Below are 19,006 nucleotides of genomic sequence, written 5' to 3'. Positions count from 1 at the left end.
AACCTATTGCCAACAATAGTATTGGCAATTTGCTTTGGCAGGTGCATGTAGGTAAAATTCCCTTTAGCGAAAGTTTTTTGGGGAAGAGATCGCACAAAACCTACTAGATGTAACGGATTGCAACGTATAATGAGAACGGCAAAACGATGTAGAAATTAGGTTTAAATGCGAGTAGCGATCGCGGGAGCGGGACTAGCAGGACTTTCCTGCGCGAAATATCTCACGGACGCAGGTCACACCCCCATTGTCTTGGAAAGCCGGGACGTATTGGGCGGCCTTGTTGCGGCGTGGAAAGACTCTGACGGCGACTGGTACGAAACTGGGTTACACGCCTTTTTTGGGGCATATCCCAATATGCTCCAGTTGCTCAAGGAGTTGAACATTGAAGATCGACTCCAGTGGAAAGAGCATACACTGATTTTCAATCAACCGGAGAAGCCAGGGACACTCTCACGTTTTGATGTTCCAGATATTCCATCTCCTTTCAACGTGATTGCATCGATTCTTCGCAACAAAGACATGTTGAGTTGGGAGCAGAAGATTCGGTTTGCCATTGGCCTACTTCCAGCAGTGGTTCGAGGTCAGAAGTATGTCGAGGATATGGACAAGTACAGCTTCTTGGAGTGGTTGGAAAGGCAAGGTGTTGGCGAACGGGTAACTAGTGACGTTTTTATCGCGGCATGTAAGGCGCTTACCTTTATCAATCCTGATGAAGTTTCTGCAACAATTCTATTAACTGCACTAAATCGCTTTTTGCAAGAACGATATGGTTCCAAAATTGCATTTTTGGATGGTTCTCCTACCGAACGGCTATGCAGCCCTATCGTAGATTACATCACAGAACGTGGTGGCGAAGTTCGCCTGAATGCGCCTCTCAAAGAAATCGTACTGAATGACGATGGGAGAGTGAAGCACTTTGTAATCCGGGGATTAAACGGCGGCCAAGACTACATTGAGACTGCCGACTTGTACGTTTCGGCAATGTCAGTAGATATCCTGAAAACGTTGTTACCAAAGCCTTGGAAACAGATGGAGTATTTCCAAAAGCTGGATGGCTTAGAAGGGGTGCCAGTGATCAACTTGCATCTGTGGTTTGACCGTAAACTTACAGAGATTGACCAATTGCTGTTTTCGCGATCGCCCCTCCTCAGCGTTTATGCTGATATGAGCAATACTTGCCGCGAGTACGCTAACCCCCATCGCTCAATGTTGGAACTAGTTTTAGCTCCAGCCAAAGATTGGATTAGCAAATCTGATGAAGAAATTATTGCCGCAACAATTGCCGAACTGGAAAAACTTTTCCCAGACCATTTTGGGGGAGATCATCCAGCAAAATTGCTGAAATATCATGTGGTGAAGACACCGCGTTCAGTTTACAAAGCTACCCCCGGTCGTCAACAATACCGTCCTGTACAAATTACGCCCATTGCCAACTTCTATCTGGCAGGGAGTTACACCATGCAACGCTACTTAGGAAGTATGGAAGGTGCCGTACTTTCTGGTAAGCTGACAGCGCAGGCGATCGCTGAAGCTGAAGCCAACCCAGCGGCAAATTCTTCCAGCCTGCAAACGCTAACCCGACCGCCTGCAACGAATGCTGCAACTGCCTGATTCCAAAGCGCGCATGAAAACGCTGGTCTCTGTAGACGAGTCCTACAAACTTTGTCGTCACCTCATAGCCAAGTATTCGACGACTTTTTACCTCAGTACTTTGCTGCTGAGCGAAGAAAAGCGTCCCGCTATTTGGGCAATTTACGCTTGGTGTCGCCGTTTAGATGAACTGGTGGATGGACCTGCATCTGCTATTACTACACCAGAAACCCTAGACTTATGGGAGCAGCAGCTAGAATCAATTTTTGCTGGATGCCCATTGGATAATTTTGACGTAGCCTTGGTAGATACCACCCAGCGCTTTCCGATGGATATCCAGCCTTTTCGGGATATGATTGCTGGTCAGCGTATGGACTTATATCGCAGTCGATATGAGACGTTTGAGGAGTTATACCTTTACTGTTACCGTGTCGCTGGCACTGTAGGCTTGATGTCAACAGCAGTCATGGGGTTGGATAACAGCAAAAATTCAGTTCCGTGGAACTTTCAACAGCAGTCATATATTCCCACTGAAGAAGAAATTGCCTTGGGAATTGCCAAGCAACTAACCAACATCCTCAGAGATGTAGGAGAAGATGCACGGCGTGGACGAATTTATATTCCTCTAGAAGATTTGGCACGATTCAACTACACCGAACAAGATTTGTTCAAAGGAGTAGTGGATGAGCGCTGGCGCTCTCTAATGCGTTTTCAAATCGCACGGGCCAGACAGTTTTATACTAAAGCAGAAAGGGGTATTACTTATCTCTCTGCTGATGCCCGTTGGCCAGTATGGGCTGCTCTAATGCATTACAGTGGAATTTTAAACGTAATTGAACGTAACGATTATAATGTTTTTACTCGACGTGCTTATGTACCCCAGTGGCAAAAGTTACGTTCCTTGCCCGTAGCGTGGCTGCGATCGCAAGTGCTTTAAAAAATTAGTCATTTGTCCTTTGTAGGTCAACCAGTAATTCCAGTCCTATTCGCATAGCGCTGTATCAGGAGGCGCGTGTCCTGCCATTATGAACTAGCGTTAACAACACTCTGGAGCGTCACCCGCTACTAATGACATGCAGACGACAAATGACTATTGACTCACGAATAAAAATCTGATAACATCTTTATTCGTGACCGTGGAGAGGTGGCTGAGTGGTCGAAAGCGGCAGATTGCTAATCTGTTGTACGGCAGGCAACTCCGTACCGAGGGTTCGAATCCCTCCCTCTCCGTTTTCCAAACTCAATACACCCATAACATTACAAATTAAAAACCATGCCCTTATGGGTGTGGTTTTTGAGTATGGAGAACAGGGAAGATTTACCAATGACGCCAGTTGCTACCCACGAGAAGCTGGCGCAACAGGTAGGGTCGAATCCCCATCTGAATTATCTCCCTTGCTCCCTGCTCCCCTGCCTCTTGTTCAATAAATCCTAATCTAGGGATAAATATATCTACTCCCTGAAGGGGATGATATTATTTATCCTTTGGAGTCTGTTAAGATCAAGCTAACCTAAAAATCTAGCTTGAGTCTTACTTTCAGGCTCCTGACTATTCAGAGGAGTGAAAGTAATTTATGCAAAGAATTAGTACTGCTTTAGCCTTAAGCTTAACTACCATAGCAACTGGGTTTTTCCTAGGAGCTTGTGATAATCCTAGTAACACCAATAACACAGCCAATAATGGGGGGAATGCCACCCCAGCTGCAAACTCAACCACCACAAGCAGTGGTGCTCAAGGACTAAAAATTGGTTCCTTACTGCCAACAACGGGTGATTTGGCATCAATCGGACAGCAGATGTCACTTTCTGTTCCCTTGTTAGTTGAAACCGTTAACACTTGCGGTGGTGTAAATGGCCAACCTGTTAGCCTTGTTGCTGTAGACGACCAAACAGACCCTAAAGCTGGTGCTGCTGGCATGACTAAACTGTCAACTGTAGATAAAGTTGCAGGTGTTGTTGGCTCTTTTGCTAGTAGTGTTTCCACCGCTGCTGTCTCAATTGCTGCTCAAAATAAAGTCATGCTGATTTCACCTGGTAGCACCAGCCCTGTATTTACCGAAAAGGCGCAAAAAGGTGACTTCAAAGGCTTTTGGGCACGCACGGTTCCCCCTGATAGCTACCAAGGGCCAGCTTTAGCCGAACTCGCCAATAAAAGAGGTTACAAGCGAGTATCTACTGTTGTCATTAACAACGACTATGGCGTGGGGTTTGAAAAAGCATTTGTCCAAGCTTTTGAAAAATTGGGGGGAACCGTAGTTAATAAAAATAATCCTGTCCGTTACGACCCCAAAGCCACTACTTTTGAAACTGAAGCTACAGCTGCTTTTGCTGGTAAACCAGATGCAGTCCTTGGCGTTTTTTATGTAGAAACGGGTAGCCTGTTGCTAAAGTCGGCATATCAGCAAGGTCTGAGTAAAGGAGTGCAAGTCATGCTGACAGACGGCATGAAGTCAGACGAATTTCCTGGTCAAGTTGGCAAAGGCAATGATGGCAGATATATTGCTACTGGAGTAATCGGCACAGTACCCGGTTCTGATGGTAAAGCTTTAGAAGCTTTTAGAAAACTCTGGCAATCTAAGAGAGGTGGTTCACCAGGTGAATTTGCTCCCCAAGCCTGGGACGCCTCGGCTTTGTTGGTACTGGCAGCCCAAGCGGCTAAGCAAAATACAGGTGTTGGCATCTCTAACAAAATACGTGAAGTAGCCAACGCCCCTGGTACAGAAGTGACTGATGTCTGCGAGGGACTGAAGTTGCTTAGAGAGGGTAAAGATATCAATTACCAGGGAGCCAGCGGTAATGTAGATGTTGATGCTAACGGAGATGTCATCGGTGTTTACGATGTCTGGACGGTAGGAGATGATGGCAAAATCAAGGCAATTGATAAAGTTACACCCAAGAAGTAGGGGTTAAGAAAGTTAAAAGTAGATAGTAAAAAAGCAAAAGAATTGTTTTCTTTTGCTTTTTTTAGAAGTCATCAAGGGGTAAGCTTTTGGACGACGTAAAAGGACTCGTCCTTCACTTCTGCCCGGACGTTCTGGAATAGCCTTATGAACAATAAATTTTAGGGTAGTAGTAAATCTCCGTATTACATATTTACTACTACCCATCACTGAAAAACACGGTGGTAAGCTAGAGTGCAACTTAATACCAAAAGAGGGAATAGATTTTGTTATTGAAATTTCTATCTACCCCGAAAAAAATCGCTCTCCTTTTTTAGGTAGAGGAATCACAAGTGGTTCTGTCTTTAACATTTAAAGCAGTTTAGTCGCCACTAAAAATTGATAGGAAATATTCATGATTACTCGTCAGGATCTTAAGCAGTTGCAATCTTTGAGCAATGTTCCGGCGCTTTCCATCCTGTTGCCAACTCATCGGATATCACCCGACAACAAACAAGATCCGATTCGGGTGAAAAATCTGGTAGATGAGGCAACAAAGCGGCTTGCCACAGAATTTACTAGCCGCGAGTTAGAACCATTATTGAAGCGGCTCGAAACCCTCGTGAGCGAAATTGACTACCCCCACACGCTGGATGGGTTAGCGCTATACATCAGCCATAACTTTGCCAAGCTTTATTACCTGCCTTTTCCTGTACCCGCGCGGGTTGTGATTGATCAAACCTTCGCAACACGAGATTTAGTCTATGGAATGCATCGGGCGCAGCGTTATTGGGTCTTGCTGTTAAGTCAGGCATCCACGCGCTTATTAGCTGGAACAGGAGAAACCCTTGAGGAAGTTCATGATGAAAACTTCCCAATGCAAATGACAGGGCCCGGAGCCACGGCTCCGCTTCCATCTGATGCTGATTCTAGCTATCGAGACGACAGGCATCGCAGATTTTTTCAGCAGGTAGACAGTGCATTGACGCTCTACCAGAATCAAAATGAGTCACTACCATTGGTTGTGGGAGGGGTTGATCGGCAAGTATCTTTCTTCCAGGAGGTTTCGCAAGATACTCAAGCGATTGCAGGCAGCCTGAGCGGCAATTTTGACAAAGCTACGATTCATGAATTGACCCCTCATGTGTGGTCAATCGTGCAGTCCGTTCGGGAGGCACAACAAGCTGATGCACTCCAGGCATTGGATGACGCGATGGGTACTTAAAGTGTCGTTTCTACGATTGGAGAAACGTGGCGATTAACACATGAAGGTCGAGGTAAATTGCTTTTGGTTGAAAAAAACTACCATGTCCCAGCAATCTTGACTGAAGACGGCAGGTTTGAATTAGTGGATCAACCGGGTGGTACAGAGGTGATGGATGATGCCGTTGATGAAATTATAGAAGTTGTCTTGGCTAAGGGAGGAAAAATTGCCATTGTGGACGATGAAGCACTATTCATTCATCAGCGAATTGCATTGGTTTTGCGGTATTGAAGACAAAAAATTACTAGTTATTAACACCTTTGAATTTTCTTTATTGATAGTTCTGCATCGCTCAATGTGTGCGATGCCTTATCTTTCAGAGACGCTACCGCGAACGGCAAGCCGCTTTGCATTTATGCAACAACCAGGCTTAAACCACAAGTGTTTTGCCTTTTATTAGTGCCATTGAAAGATTAAAGGTTTTTTCTTTCCCTTTTTACCCTTAACCGACAAGTATTGAGTCATAAGGTTTCCATCTAAATTAGCCATAAAAAACCTCTCCCTGGTTTGAATACGTAAAACCTTCCCTTTCCGAACCGGACAGGGACAAACTTGAACTTTAGTTCAAGATAGGGAGAGGCTTATCGAACTTACGTTAATTTAATTAGAAGCCAGTGAAGTTGTAACCAACTCCTAACAACAAGCCAATATCAGTTTCATCGAAAAATCCGGCATTCACAGCAGCCGTAGCCGTAAATTGAGAGTTTAAAGGCACATCAATACCACCAGATACTAAGACGGCAACTTGGGAGTTATCGCCAGTTTGAATGGCTGCACCTACTCCTACATAAGGCGCGATCGCTAGCGGTTCGCTAAATGGATCTGCTTGCTGCAAGGAAAAGTCGTAGGTGACGGGAATTAGAACTGTAGTATTATCCCCAAAAATCGCCGATGGTCGCACTGATATGGCATTTGCCAGACCAACTTTGCTGATGACCGCGAAGTTGCCATCTCCCAAAGATGATGTACCACCGCTGATACCAATGTTGCCAGCAACACCTATATAGCTTCTACCGCCACGGGTAGGTCTGCCTATATCAATATCTGATTGCGCCATTCTGGAATCAGATGGTTGAGAAGTAGGCTCAGAGATAGGTTCTACATACTCAGAAGTCAGCGCCACAGATGTAGCTGTTACTGTCCCTGGAACGGGTGTAAGTATTCTACTAGCAGTTTGGTGTGTGGCAGCATTGGGAAACTGCTGCACTTCGGTAAAATTAGTTACTGAGGATTTTTTGGTTGTGTCTGTAGAGAGGTTTTGGTTGCTAGTCTCTAGTTCAGCATCTAACTGGTTGGGAGACATGACAGCGGAAGACTCGGTTATGTCCACTGTTTGAGCAACTGCTGATAAGCCATTACCTAAGACTGCGATCGCAGCTAAACTTGGCAACCAAAAAACACCTTTGCGAAGAATAGTATTCACATTCACTCCTAAAAGAATATTGCCACAATAAATAAAGGGTTTTGTTGATTTTAGTCAACAAATTTAGGCAATATTCAAAATTTAACACCAAAAAATTGATTTTTACATCCTAAATTTAACTTATCTACTTAAGATTTATTCGCAAAAAATTAAATACTATATCCTGCATTTGATAGATGACAAAGCTATCTTTATTCTGTATTAACCCATGTTTTTTATACTTGAGAGCAAAGCCTCTATTTGTTGAGAAGGTAATCAAGAGATTCTGTAACCATTTATTATGGTAGCCGTAGATATTCTCACTCTTCAACAATTACAAAATCTCTAGACTTGTTTTTAATACCTAATTAAGAATTGGAGTACATAAGAGGAGAGTAGAGGCACAAAAATAACTATGTTGTTACTTTCCCCGCAGCGCCCAACCCCAGAGGGGGCCCCTAGCCCCCACTCCTATTTCAAAAAGGATCATAAAGTAGCTATTGCTTCGGTAACTAGCTGAGAAACTAAGGGCAAAATAGCGCGGCTCTTAGCGTGTGCTTTGCCTTCAGTAAATACCACTAAGAGGTAAGGGCGTTGATCTAGTAACTCAATATACGCTGCATCATGGCGAACTTGACTTGTCCAACCTGCCTTTGACCAAATTTGGGCACTTTGGGGAAGACCACCACCCAAAAAGCCTGTCACCTGATCTTCTTCTACGTCAGTGGGCAAATTATCAGGTTTGAGACTACGTTTGAGCAAAGCCATCATCGCTTGCGATCGCCCGCTAGACACTGCCACTCCACCAACAATACTATGTAGCAACCTGGCGATCGCGTTTGTTGTCACCATATTGCGATTTTCTAGCATCTCCCCATAAAATGCCCTCTCCCGACCATAAGGCCCATCACACCAAGTTTTTTGGCAGACGTTAATTGTCTGCATTTCTTCCCATCCCAAAGACTGGTAATAGCGGTTAACAATATTACGTTGATATTTCCAAGTTTCAAATGGGCCTGTTGGTAATTCTGGCCCAGAAGTGGTACCACTTAAAATATCTATAACCAAGCTGGTAGCATCATTACTAGAGTCTACAATCATATCTTGCATGGCTCGTTCCAACTCCTTAGAAGTTTGCTGGATCATGCCTTTCTCTAGCCATTCGTTTACCGCCACTAGGTAAAACAGCTTGACTACACTCGCAGGGTAAATCCGCTCAACACCACGATAAGTGAAACCACGGACTGAGTGATTCCAAAAAGCGTTAGGAGTTAGAGCGCCACCAGTATTTACTGATACTGGTGGATCGTAAACAATCCAAGTCAGAGCAATTTGATTACGGGCTAACGCCGGAAAAGCTGCCCAAGTTGCCTCTAAAATGCCATTACCAAGATTTTCGAGTTGTTCGTCTTTACTAAAAAAAATCATTCTCGAATGATGTCCTTTAATCTAAAATCCCAAATCCCAAATCCCAAATCAGCAGAATATCAGTGTCTAGCTGACCTGAACTTATATGATTCTCCTGAATGTACGCGCTTGGCGACTCAAGCCGCATCTGGGCGACATTTACGGGTAACATCAAATCAACAGGATTCAGCAGTTGAAGTGAATTTAAGTGAGGATGACTATCCGGGATGGGTATCCTTTTCAGATTTGGGTTTATTACAACCTGTTACTGTACCTTATCGGGCTGCAACATTTTCGGAATCTGAGATTAAAAAACTGCTAACAGAAGTCATCGATTTTACTCAAAAAGCGATGCAACAATCAAATTATTACCTCTGGGGTGGTACAGTCGGGCCAAATTACGACTGTTCTGGATTAATGCAGGCGGCGTTTGCTTCAGTAGGTATTTGGTTGCCTAGAGATGCCTATCAACAAGAAGATTTTACCCAGACAATTACTGTTGCCCAATTAGAGCCAGGTGATCTGGTGTTTTTTGGAACTCCCCAAAAAGCAACTCATGTAGGACTTTATTTGGTGGATGGATACTATATCCATAGTTCTGGCAAAGATCAAGGAAGAAATGGAATTGGGATTGATATTCTTTCGGAACAGGGAGATATGGTGAGTCAGTCATACTATCGTCAGCTGCGAGGTGCTGGTAGAGTTATTGAGAGTTACGAACCACACAAAGAAGTCTGATCTATGGTTTCCGAGAACTCTGTAGCTTGCTTTTCGCAGGGTGCGCCGACTTCCGGCGCTCAGAAGTTCGATGTCCGATCAGAACTTCGGTCAAGACGCTGAGGATGCTGAGAATATGAAAAGTGGGTTGATTTCTGAAGAGATTAATCAGGACAATAGGGCGATTCCAGCAATTGCTCTAGATGTGTCGGTGGTAGTGCCGGTTCATGACGAAGTGGAAAGTTTGCCGCTTTTGTTAGAGGCGATCGCATCTACCTTATCTGCTAGTCAGTTAAGTTATGAAATCATTTGTGTGGATGATGGTTCTACAGATGGTTCCGGGGAATTTCTCAAAAAGGAAGCGCAAACACGCAATGATTTAAAAGCGGTAATTTTGCGTCGCAACTACGGTCAAACTGCGGCTATGTCGGCGGGGTTTAACTATGCACTAGGCAAAGCGATCGTCACTTTGGATGCTGACCTCCAAAATGACCCTGCTGATATCCCCATGCTATTAGCAAAGCTAGACGAGGGTTACGATTTGGTGAGTGGTTGGCGACAAAAAAGACAAGATGGTGCTGTGAATCGGTTACTTCCTTCCAAAATTGCCAACTGGTTAATTCGGCGTACCACTAGCGTCAATATTCATGACTATGGCTGTTCGCTGAAAGCCTATCGTGCAGAACTCGTGGCAGATATGCACCTCTATGGGGAATTGCACAGATTTTTACCTGCTTTAGCATACATTGAAGGGGCAAGAATTACAGAAATGCCCGTGCGTCACCACGCCCGTCGCTTTGGTCGCAGTAAGTATGGACTGTCGCGGACGTTCAGGGTGTTAATGGATTTGTTAACCATTTTGTTTATGAAAAAGTTCCTTACACGCCCGATGCACGTTTTTGGGCTGTTGGGCTTGATTTCAATGCTTTCAGGGGGACTGATCGGAATTTACCTGACTTTCATTAAATTGGTTTTAGGCCAGATGATTGGCAATCGCCCTTTGCTGATTTTGGCAGTTCTCCTACTAGTAACTGGAGTGCAGTTGTTTTGCTTCGGTCTTTTGGCAGAATTGCTCATGCGTACTTATCATGAGTCTCAAGGACGCCCCATCTATCGTGTGCGGGAGGTGGTAGCAAAAAATGTTAACTAACGTAACAATAGGAATGATTGGGCATGGGGCATTGGGCATTAAAAAAGGACAAATGACTCTTGACTCTTGACCCTTGACAAAAAACTCATTAAATTGCATCTACCTTGAAAGCATTTAATACCTTTGACGCCGAACTGCGGCGCAACCTGCTGATTTTATTTACAGCAGGTTTATTATTCTGGTCTAGCTTGGCTTCGCTTTTACCAACTCTACCGCTCTATATTCAAGATGTAGGCGCAAGTAAGCAGCAAATTGGCATTGTCATGGGCAGTTTTGCCATTGGTTTATTGCTATTTCGCTCAATGCTGGGAAGATTAGCGGATGAACGCAGTCGAAAAATTGTCTTGTTGATTGGCACGATAGTAGTTGCGATCGCACCTTTTGGTTACTTGGCATTCACATCGATTCCGTTGTTAATACTAGTGCGAATTTTTCATGGTATTAGCCTCGCTGCTTTTACCACTGGGTACAGTGCTTTGGTTGCAGATTTAGCACCCCCTGAGAGTCGTGGTGAAATTATTAGTTATATGAGTTTGACATCTCCCATTGGTTTAGCAATTGGGCCTGCCTTGGGAGGGTATTTAGAGGCTACATCTGGTTATGCAGCCTTATTTCTAGTTTCCGCTGAATTAGGTTTTGCCGCTTTTTTGTGTACTTTACAAATTCCCAATCCACCAATACACAAAGGGCAAGTTGAGAGCAATAACAGTAAATTTTGGCAAATTTTGGGCAGTCCACGAGTGAGAGTTCCAGCTGTAGTGATGTTGCTGGTTGGTTTAGTGATTGGTGCTGTGCATACCTTTGTGTCGTTGTTTATCAAATCAACTGGTGTGGATTTGAATGCTGGGTTGTTTTTTACAGCTGCGGCGCTTTCTAGTTTTATTCTCAGGCTGTTTACCGGTCGAGCAAGCGATCGCTTAGGACGTGGTTTATTTATTACTTTTGGTATATTTTGTTATGGTTTATCATCACTAATACTGTGGCAAGCCAACAGTGCGATCGCTTTCTTATTCGCTGCGATCATTGAGGGCTGTGGTGGTGGAACAATGTTCTCTATGATTACCACGATGATGGCAGACCGCTCACTACCACAAGAACGGGGACGAATTTTTGCTATATGTATAGCTGGATTTGATCTTGGCATTGCGATCGCAGCGCCTCTTCTAGGTTCTATCGCCGAGCAAGTCGGCTACCGCAATATGTTTGGCTACTGTGCTGTTTTAACTTTTCTGGCACTTATCATCTTCCTTACCCAGTCCAGCAAAGACTTACGAAACTCTTTACGCTTTGCTCTAGGTCGCGCTCCAGATGTTTACGCCTTGAAAAAAATTTAGATTGTAAAAACGCGCTTACACGGATCTCTACAATCTTTATAATAAACGGGCGAGGAGGGATTCGAACCCCCGACACCGTGGTCCGTAGCCACGTGCTCTAGTCCACTGAGCTACACGCCCTTACCAAGAGATTATATTAACATGTTTGAACCAAATGACGCAAGAAAGTTTTCTGTTTAATTCTGCTGGCTTAACCCATCTAGATCGCCAAGGACAAGCACAGATGGTTGATGTATCTGCCAAAACACCTACTATCCGCCAAGCAGTAGCAGTGGCCAAGGTACGAATGCTAGCAGCAACCTTCGCCGCTATTCAAGCCGGAAATATTCCTAAGGGAGACGTGTTAGCAACTGCAAGGATAGCTGGGATTATGGCAGCTAAGCAGACAGCTACCTTGATTCCTCTGTGTCATCCTTTGCCTTTGCAAAAAATTGCAGTCGATATTAAACCCGATCCACAACTACCTGGTTATCAAATTTACGCCACAGTCAAAACCAAAGCCGAAACTGGTGTGGAGATGGAAGCCTTAACCGCTGTTTCTATTGCAGCTCTGACTCTATACGATATGGCAAAAGCTTTAGAAAAGTCGATTCAAATTGAATCAATTCACTTGGTTAGTAAAAGTGGCGGGAAATCAGGGGATTATTCCCCGCCAGAACAATAACTTACTCGATCTCACCTATTGCTTTGTTAAGATCAGTTGGGCTTTCGTATTCTTCTTCTGGCAATTGCTCTAATAGAGAGAGAATTGCCTGATCAGCGCCTTGCTTTTTAGCGTGTTTAATCAATGTTTGCTTATTAGCTGGATAGTCAACACCTTTCAAGTGTTTTTGTATTGCAACTGGGTTTGCTTTAGCCATGTTCATCTACCTATAAAGGTCTTTTCCATATTCACTAGCAGATGTATTTGCTCCCTCTATCAAAAAGATGAATCATTTTTAACTAATAAAGAATTAAAGGTCATCCACTCGATTGATGAACCGATTGTTTGCCTTTGATAGTTTTTCTATTGCCAAGAGTAACCTGGATAGTTAATAGTTTTCAGGAAAAACTAAGGCATGAATTAATTGACAATTTTTCATAAAATAAGCATCTATCATGACAGATAATCTGTCAGTTAAATGAGCTAACTGTAGTTGAGCTATGACTTAATAAAAGGTATATAACTATTGTTAACCTCTGTTTTTATGACAAACCCGGCTTTTTTTCATAAAACAACCTGAGTCTCCAACGGAGGCGCACGTTCAAATAGCTGGGTTAAATTCGCTTATGGGAGATTGTCGGGGTCAATGCCAATACCACGTAAGTATGCTGCTAACTGGTCTGCGTGTTGGCGTTCTTGTGCTAGCAATAACTCAGCCCGTTCTGCCCGTTGATTGAGTTCTAACGAGTTCAAAAATCTTTGTCCATCTGGACGGTAAATTACTAACTTTCCCTGTCCAGTTTCAAATCTAAGCCTCAGGCGAGAGCTGACCCAACTATCCATTAGACATGTCCTTAAAACAAAGTCTGTGGGAAAAATTTATTGGGGATAAAGCTTATATAGGAGATTTAACAATTACCACACCTTATAAGAAACCGAGGAAGAAAGAAATTTCGGAATTACAAAAAAAACTAGAGCGGCAAAGCTTGCTAGAGAAGATCAGATATTCAAGTAAACTAGCGAACACAAAGAATATATGGTGAATGATCTTGAACAGGTGTTTGGTGTTTTACGACATCATCAACCTCGTTGTATTGGTCGTAAAGCCGCTCCTTCATCACTTGTAATTCGAGGAACAGTCCAGTTAGCTTCAGCCATAGAAGAATATGCAAATAGTTATATCTATTTGCACATTTCTGTAAAAGCCAGTTAGTAATTGGCAAATAATTAGACCATCCAGAGTATCAAATTGATAGTCAATCTGGAAAAGTCAAGAGTGAACATATTGTTGTCATATATACCAAAAGGCCCATTAGATGTAGATGATGTGTTGTTTATTCCATCATGAACAGTGGTTAACTCAAGTTCTGAATTACCACCCCACACATACGGAAAACAACTATCTAATGTGGCATTTATTGGTACTGAAATTTTGTTATGCAAAAATGGCTTTGCATCAACATGATGTAAGTCGGAAATTACTATTTTAGCCATTGTCTTAATTTCTAGGTCAGGTTATGAACAGTTGTGCTACTTGAGTGGAGTGCAATTGCCAACAAGTGGTCTGAAAAAATTATCTGCTTCGCCCTCAATTATTAAAGCGATGTCTGACGGTAATCTGTTTTTGAGGTTCTAAGCACCGAAAGCTGACACTCAGAGTTTTCTCACGTTAACTAATTTTAGATTTAGGATTTGGGATTTAGTATTAACCCTTACACCAAGAAATTCAGTTGCTCTGTATCCGATTAAGTCGAGAGTATTTCATCCTTCATCCTTTCTTCGGCTACCAATAAGGATAAGCCCAAATGTAAACTTGGTCGGAATTGTCTATCGAGTTATAGTTATTATCGTGGGTACTGTATGAACCAAAAGTCTGAGTTTCTACACGATTTATGCCGTCATGAATGGTCATGATCTTAGCAGAAAAATAACCACCTAATACAGTCTCAGCTTGCGCTGGAGCCAGCTCATGCAGAAATATTTCTACATCACTAAAATGAAAGTCAAAAACTAGTATTTTTGCCATGATTATGCCTTAATGAAAACTTGATCTGAATTGTCTATCGAGCCATAGTTATTGTCGTGGTTGCCGCCTACACCAAAATACTGAGATTCTTTACGATTTATACCGTCATGAATTGACATGATCTCAGCAAAAAAGGAACCACCCCATATATTCTCAGCTTGCGCTGAAGCCAGCTCATGCAGAAATATTTCTACATCACTAAAATGAAAGTCAAAAACTAGTATTTTTGCCATGATTATGCCCAAATTGAAACCTTATCTGAATTGTCTACCGAGCTATAGTTGTTATCGTGCTCACTGTTGAAACCAAAAATCTGATCCTCTACACGATTTATGCCGTCATGAATAGTCAATACACGAGCATCAAAGGAACCACCCAATACAGTCTTAGATTGCGCTGGAGCCAGGTCATGCAGAAATGTCTCTACATTACTAAGATTAAAATCAAAAACTGATATGTTAGTCATTACCTTACTCTCGGAGTCATTAGCCAATTTGACTCTTAAATTCTACTTTATTAGTCAAAATATCAGGAACTTGTATATTAAGTTTTCATATGAAATTCCATATTTTATAGACATAATTAAATGATTTTTGTCTTTGATAAAAAATATTTTTTCTAGTAATTATTACCTTAGCTTTTGTCTAAAAAATACACTTTAATAAATTTTTTACAAAAGTACCCGACGACTGAAGTCGCACGCCAGTTACTAAGAAAGCGGGAACACTAAGGGACTTCCAAGTAATAAAATATCCCAATATTTCTTGTAGGATGGGCGTTTCGCCCGTCCTGTAAACTGGGCAGGTAAGACTTCGGCGTGAGCGCTCAGTCGAACGCTCCCTATCCCACAAGATTAGATAATTGATTTGTTGGAGTTCCCTAGGAGCAAACAAGTCGAACCAGCATACTGACTCGGCTATAAAAATGAAGTTTCCCAAAACAGACTTCATGACTAAAAACCTGCTTTGGCAAGCTTTGTTAAAGTAGCCCAAGGCTTGAGTCTTTGCCATTAGCCACATTTTTGTAACACGACAGCTCGCCAGTGATTCAAATCGCAGGCTAATAGCCCAACTCTATGCAAGCGTGAACTCAAACCCTCTCTCAGTCTTAGTCTTATAAAGAAGACTTTAGCTATTAGCTTTGGAGAAATTGGTATTAGAGAGCGGCTACTGACTGAGGGCAATAATCAGGAATCTTTCGGATGAGGGTTGATCAACAGAAAGTAGTATACTTTTCTCGGCTCTCGTATTGCCTATATGAAGATTTCGTCTAAAAACCAAGAATTTTAGGATTGCTCAAATGTTAAGCCCTGTAGTAACAGTCAGTATCTTTCAAAAACAACCTAACCCTAAAGTATTTTCAGCAGGTCAAATCATCTTTGAAGAAGGACAGCCTGGTGATTTCATGTACGGCATCCTGGAAGGAGAAGTTGATATATTAGTTAATGATAAGGTTGTAGAGACAATTGAGACAGGCGAAGTTTTTGGTGTTGGGGTACTTGTTGGAGTAAAAAATAGAACTTATACAGCTATTGCCAAAACAGACTGCAAACTTGCTTTCTTAGATGAGCAAGGGTTTCTCTTTGCCGTTCAAGAAACACCTGTGTTTTCTATAAAGGTGATGAAAAGCTACTCAGAACGCTTGAGTCGCGTAGAGCATATGCTTTAGAGTACTTCAGTCAGCAGAACCAAGATTAATCAGAACAATGAAGACCAGAACAACGCTGGTCTTCATTGTTTTCTAGCTCATACTTTTTCAATAGACAGAACTCTTTAAAGTTAGGCATCGCCCGCTTCATCCATTGCTAGAACCTGCCTGTAAAATTGAATATGAAAACTCAAGGCTTTCGGGTGCTGTGAAATTTTTTATTGGTTGTGCTGTTTGGGCATATAAAGGTTGGGTGGGTGAACTCTATCCCCAAGGAACTCGTACTACTGAATTTCTGCATCTCTACAGCCGTCGCTTCACCACTGTGGAGGGTAACACTACCTTTTATGCTGTTCCTAACCAAGAAACTGTTACTCGTTGGGCTGCTCAAACACCACCAGGCTTTGAATTTTGCTTGAAATTGCCACGAGATATTACCCATCAAGGGTTACTGCAAGCGTATATCCCTGCTGCTTTAAAATTTTTAGAGGGGATGCGTCCTTTAGGAAAGCATCTTGGGCCGATATTTGCCCAATTACCACCTAGTTATGCACCTGGATTGCTCAACGATTTGACTACCTTTCTAGAAGCTTGGCCGCGTACAGACACACCTCTAGCGCTAGAAGTTCGACATCCTGACTGGTTCAATGAACCCCATGCTAGTAATTTGACGGCGCTTTTGGAAAAGCTTGGGGTAGGGCGAGTGCTGTTAGACTCGCGCCCTATCTACACTGGAGATGATGACCCCCAGCTACAATCAGAAAGACGCAAACCCAAATTACCATTACAATTCAGTGTGACAGCACCTTTCAGCCTAATTCGGTTTATTTCTCATCCGAATTTGTCAGTGAATCAACCTTTTATGGAAGAATGGGTCACGCAGATTCGACAGTGGTTGCAAACGGGAGTGCGAATTTATTTCTTTGTTCATTGTCCCATAGAGGAGCGATCGCCCAGCACAGCGCGTTACTTCCAACAGCTGTTAGAACAGACCGATGTAGCAGTTCCACCTCTGCCTTGGAATCGCCTTGAGCATCCCCCCAATCAGCTAAGTTTATGGTGATAATACTTAGCTGCTAAGCAATCAAAATTACCGCAACTCCCTATAAGTCATAAAAAAAGCTCTTGCTTTGACACAAGAGCATCTAAACTATTTAATTGTCAGTGATGAAGCAAAGTTTACAACCTAGTCGAGGTCGTTCATAAACATTACTGGCTCAGTTTCACGGTTAATACCTCTCTCGAAACCACCGGCTGCTGCTCTAGCCCGACCAGCGTGCCACAAGTGACCAACTAAGAAGAAGAATCCCAGTACAAAGTGTGAACACGATAACCAAGCGCGAGGAGATACGTAGTTGAAGGAGTTAATTTCGGTAGCCACGCCACCTACAGAGTTCAAGGAACCCAGAGGAGCATGGGTCATGTATTCAGCTGCACGACGAGCCTGCCAAGGCTGAATATCGTTCTTGATTTTTTCTAGGTCAAGACCGTTAGGGCCACGCAGAGGCTCCAACCAAGGGCCACGGAAGTCCCAGAAGCGCATGGTTTCACCACCGAAGATAATTTCACCAGTGGGAGAGCGCATCAGATATTTACCCAAACCTGTGGGGCCTTGTGCAGAACCAACGTTAGCACCTAAGCGTTGGTCACGAATCAAGAAGGTGAGAGCTTGAGCTTGAGAAGCTTCAGGGCCCGTAGGGCCAAAGAATTCGCTGGGGTAAACAGTGTTGTTGTACCAAACCATGATGGAGGCAATAAAGCCCATCAAGGAAAGAGCGCCTAAGCTGTAGGACAAGTAAGCCTCACCAGACCAGATGAAAGCACGACGCGCCCAAGCAAAAGGCTTGGTAAGAATGTGGTAAATACCGCCAGCAATACAGATAAAGGCAACCCAGATGTGACCGCCGATGACATCTTCTAAGTTATCGACGCTAACAATCCAGCCTTCGCCACCGAAGGGAGATTTGATCAGATAACCAAAGATAACTGCTGGGTTCAGTGTGGGGTTAGTAATTACACGAACATCACCACCACCTGGGGCCCAGGTGTCATAGACACCACCAAAGAACATTGCTTTCAGCACCAACAGCAGCGCACCGCATCCTAGGATGATCAGGTGGAATCCGATGATGTTGGTCATCTTGTTCTTGTCTTTCCAGTCATAACCAAAGAAGGAAGAATATTCTTCTAAGGTTTCTGGGCCACGGACGGCATGATAGATACCGCCGAAACCCAGCACAGCTGAGGAAATCAAGTGAAGTACACCGACAACAAAGTAGGGAAAGGTATCGATGACTTCACCACCAGGGCCAACACCCCAACCTAAGGTAGCAAGGTGAGGTAGCAAAATCAAGCCCTGCTCATACATAGGCTTTTCAGGGATGAAGTGAGCGACTTCAAACAAAGTCATTGCTCCAGCCCAGAACACAATCAAACCAGCATGAGCAACGTGAGCACCTAGCAATTTGCCAGATAGGTTGATCAAACGCGCGTTACCAGACCACCAGGCAAACCCAGTTGATTCTTGGTCGCGTCCAGCACCGCCTAAGACATTTGGTCTATTAGAGAGCGTTACCACGTGGTAATACCTCCTCAGGGAATACAAATTGTTCGTGAGGTTGATCTTGAGGAGCCATCCAAGCACGGATGCCCTCATTCAGCAAAATGTTTTTGGTATAGAAAGTTTCAAACTCTGGGTCTTCTGCTGCCCGTAATTCTTGGGAAACGAAGTCATAAGCCCGGAGGTTGAGTGCCAAACCGACGATGCCGACGGCGCTCATCCACAAGCCTGTAACTGGTACAAACAGCATGAAGAAGTGTAACCAGCGCTTGTTAGAGAAGGCAATCCCGAATATCTGTGACCAGAAACGGTTTGCCGTCACCATTGAGTAGGTTTCTTCTGATTGGGTGGGGTTGAAGGCGCGGAAGGTGTTTGCTCCTTCGCCAT

At 43.5% G+C, this 19,006-nt stretch carries 20 protein-coding genes, 2 tRNA genes and 1 pseudogene; 13 read left to right on the top strand and 10 right to left on the bottom strand.

What is annotated here, in order from left to right; genetic code table 11:
• Positions 1 to 165 precede the first annotated feature (165 nt).
• The 6 genes from pds (at position 166) to HCR01_RS39015 (ending at position 5,964) form a co-directional block, all read left to right on the top strand.
• Positions 166 to 1,611: a 15-cis-phytoene desaturase gene (pds, locus tag HCR01_RS24740; protein ID WP_193198732.1), complete on the top strand. Its 1,446-nt coding sequence runs from the start codon at positions 166 to 168 to the stop codon at positions 1,609 to 1,611.
• Positions 1,595 to 2,527, top strand: a complete 933-nt coding sequence (gene crtB, locus HCR01_RS24735; protein WP_193198731.1) for a 15-cis-phytoene synthase CrtB — start codon at positions 1,595 to 1,597, stop codon at positions 2,525 to 2,527. Before pds ends, crtB begins: the two co-directional genes overlap by 17 nt.
• A gap of 201 nt (positions 2,528 to 2,728) precedes the next feature.
• A tRNA-Ser gene (locus HCR01_RS24730) sits at positions 2,729 to 2,820 on the top strand.
• 344 nt (positions 2,821 to 3,164) lie between these two features.
• The gene (locus HCR01_RS24725; protein ID WP_193198730.1) at positions 3,165 to 4,493 is read left to right on the top strand and encodes an ABC transporter substrate-binding protein; all 1,329 of its coding nucleotides are present in this window, start codon (positions 3,165 to 3,167) and stop codon (positions 4,491 to 4,493) included.
• A gap of 391 nt (positions 4,494 to 4,884) precedes the next feature.
• Complete coding sequence (locus HCR01_RS24720) at positions 4,885 to 5,694, top strand: hypothetical protein (RefSeq protein WP_226889600.1); 810 nt, start codon at positions 4,885 to 4,887, stop codon at positions 5,692 to 5,694.
• A gap of 63 nt (positions 5,695 to 5,757) precedes the next feature.
• Complete coding sequence (locus HCR01_RS39015; RefSeq protein ID WP_226889599.1) at positions 5,758 to 5,964, top strand: hypothetical protein; 207 nt, start codon at positions 5,758 to 5,760, stop codon at positions 5,962 to 5,964.
• 373 nt (positions 5,965 to 6,337) lie between these two features.
• On the opposite strand, the gene HCR01_RS24715 is transcribed toward HCR01_RS39015, so the two are convergent.
• A complete protein-coding gene (locus HCR01_RS24715; protein WP_193198729.1) occupies positions 6,338 to 7,156 on the bottom strand; it encodes a hypothetical protein in 819 nt (272 codons plus the stop codon).
• A 465-nt stretch (positions 7,157 to 7,621) separates the two neighbouring features.
• Positions 7,622 to 8,563, bottom strand: a complete 942-nt coding sequence (locus tag HCR01_RS24710; RefSeq protein WP_193198728.1) for a serine hydrolase — start codon at positions 8,561 to 8,563, stop codon at positions 7,622 to 7,624.
• 9 nt (positions 8,564 to 8,572) lie between these two features.
• Between HCR01_RS24710 and HCR01_RS24705 the strand changes: the two genes are divergently transcribed.
• The 3 genes from HCR01_RS24705 (at position 8,573) to HCR01_RS24695 (ending at position 11,743) form a co-directional block, all read left to right on the top strand.
• Positions 8,573 to 9,280 (top strand): C40 family peptidase, encoded by a 708-nt coding sequence (locus HCR01_RS24705; RefSeq protein WP_193198797.1) that lies wholly within the window; start codon positions 8,573 to 8,575, stop codon positions 9,278 to 9,280.
• Between the two features lie 115 nt (positions 9,281 to 9,395).
• Positions 9,396 to 10,409 (top strand): glycosyltransferase family 2 protein, encoded by a 1,014-nt coding sequence (locus tag HCR01_RS24700; RefSeq protein WP_193198796.1) that lies wholly within the window; start codon positions 9,396 to 9,398, stop codon positions 10,407 to 10,409.
• A gap of 104 nt (positions 10,410 to 10,513) precedes the next feature.
• Entirely contained in the window at positions 10,514 to 11,743 is a 1,230-nt protein-coding gene (locus HCR01_RS24695; protein WP_193198727.1) for an MFS transporter, read from the top strand.
• 46 nt (positions 11,744 to 11,789) lie between these two features.
• Here HCR01_RS24695 and HCR01_RS24690 read toward each other — a convergent pair.
• A tRNA-Arg gene (locus HCR01_RS24690) sits at positions 11,790 to 11,863 on the bottom strand.
• A gap of 34 nt (positions 11,864 to 11,897) precedes the next feature.
• On the opposite strand from HCR01_RS24690, the gene moaC reads away from it, so the two are divergent.
• The gene (gene moaC / locus HCR01_RS24685) at positions 11,898 to 12,407 is read left to right on the top strand and encodes a cyclic pyranopterin monophosphate synthase MoaC (RefSeq protein ID WP_193198726.1); all 510 of its coding nucleotides are present in this window, start codon (positions 11,898 to 11,900) and stop codon (positions 12,405 to 12,407) included.
• 1 nt (position 12,408) lies between these two features.
• Here the strand turns inward: moaC and HCR01_RS24680 are convergent, their stop codons facing one another.
• On the bottom strand, positions 12,409 to 12,603 hold the full coding sequence (locus tag HCR01_RS24680) for a DUF2795 domain-containing protein (RefSeq protein ID WP_193198725.1): 195 nt from the start codon (positions 12,601 to 12,603) through the stop codon (positions 12,409 to 12,411).
• 407 nt (positions 12,604 to 13,010) lie between these two features.
• On the bottom strand, positions 13,011 to 13,229 hold the full coding sequence (locus HCR01_RS24675) for a hypothetical protein (RefSeq protein WP_193198724.1): 219 nt from the start codon (positions 13,227 to 13,229) through the stop codon (positions 13,011 to 13,013).
• A 193-nt stretch (positions 13,230 to 13,422) separates the two neighbouring features.
• Between HCR01_RS24675 and HCR01_RS24670 the strand changes: the two genes are divergently transcribed.
• Entirely contained in the window at positions 13,423 to 13,599 is a 177-nt protein-coding gene (locus tag HCR01_RS24670; RefSeq protein WP_193198723.1) for a hypothetical protein, read from the top strand.
• Positions 13,600 to 14,169: 570 nt separating this feature from the next.
• On the opposite strand, the gene HCR01_RS24665 is transcribed toward HCR01_RS24670, so the two are convergent.
• The 3 genes from HCR01_RS24665 to HCR01_RS24655 are packed head-to-tail and all read right to left on the bottom strand — an operon-like array spanning position 14,170 to position 14,878.
• Positions 14,170 to 14,412 (bottom strand): hypothetical protein, encoded by a 243-nt coding sequence (locus HCR01_RS24665; protein WP_193198722.1) that lies wholly within the window; start codon positions 14,410 to 14,412, stop codon positions 14,170 to 14,172.
• A 2-nt stretch (positions 14,413 to 14,414) separates the two neighbouring features.
• Positions 14,415 to 14,645, bottom strand: a complete 231-nt coding sequence (locus tag HCR01_RS24660) for a hypothetical protein (RefSeq protein ID WP_193198721.1) — start codon at positions 14,643 to 14,645, stop codon at positions 14,415 to 14,417.
• A 2-nt stretch (positions 14,646 to 14,647) separates the two neighbouring features.
• Positions 14,648 to 14,878, bottom strand: a complete 231-nt coding sequence (locus HCR01_RS24655; RefSeq protein ID WP_193198720.1) for a hypothetical protein — start codon at positions 14,876 to 14,878, stop codon at positions 14,648 to 14,650.
• A gap of 833 nt (positions 14,879 to 15,711) precedes the next feature.
• Between HCR01_RS24655 and HCR01_RS24650 the strand changes: the two genes are divergently transcribed.
• Together HCR01_RS24650 and HCR01_RS24645 are read left to right on the top strand one after the other, a co-directional pair.
• A complete protein-coding gene (locus tag HCR01_RS24650) occupies positions 15,712 to 16,080 on the top strand; it encodes a cyclic nucleotide-binding domain-containing protein (protein WP_193198719.1) in 369 nt (122 codons plus the stop codon).
• A 187-nt stretch (positions 16,081 to 16,267) separates the two neighbouring features.
• Positions 16,268 to 17,122, top strand: coding sequence for a DUF72 domain-containing protein (locus tag HCR01_RS24645; RefSeq protein ID WP_193198718.1), 855 nt, complete (start codon positions 16,268 to 16,270; stop codon positions 17,120 to 17,122).
• 123 nt (positions 17,123 to 17,245) lie between these two features.
• Here the strand turns inward: HCR01_RS24645 and psbC are convergent, their stop codons facing one another.
• Complete coding sequence (gene psbC, locus HCR01_RS24640; protein ID WP_193198717.1) at positions 17,246 to 18,637, bottom strand: photosystem II reaction center protein CP43; 1,392 nt, start codon at positions 18,635 to 18,637, stop codon at positions 17,246 to 17,248.
• A pseudogene (locus HCR01_RS24635) lies at positions 18,621 to 19,006 on the bottom strand (photosystem II D2 protein (photosystem q(a) protein)); the annotation flags it as partial. The pseudogene HCR01_RS24635 and the gene psbC, both read right to left, overlap by 17 nt.

It is taken from the genome of Nostoc sp. MG11 (genome assembly GCF_014904695.1).
Classification (GTDB): domain Bacteria; phylum Cyanobacteriota; class Cyanobacteriia; order Cyanobacteriales; family Nostocaceae; genus Komarekiella.
The sequence above is the reverse complement of the archived record's forward strand: the minus strand, read 5'-3'. Positions and strand labels throughout refer to the sequence as shown.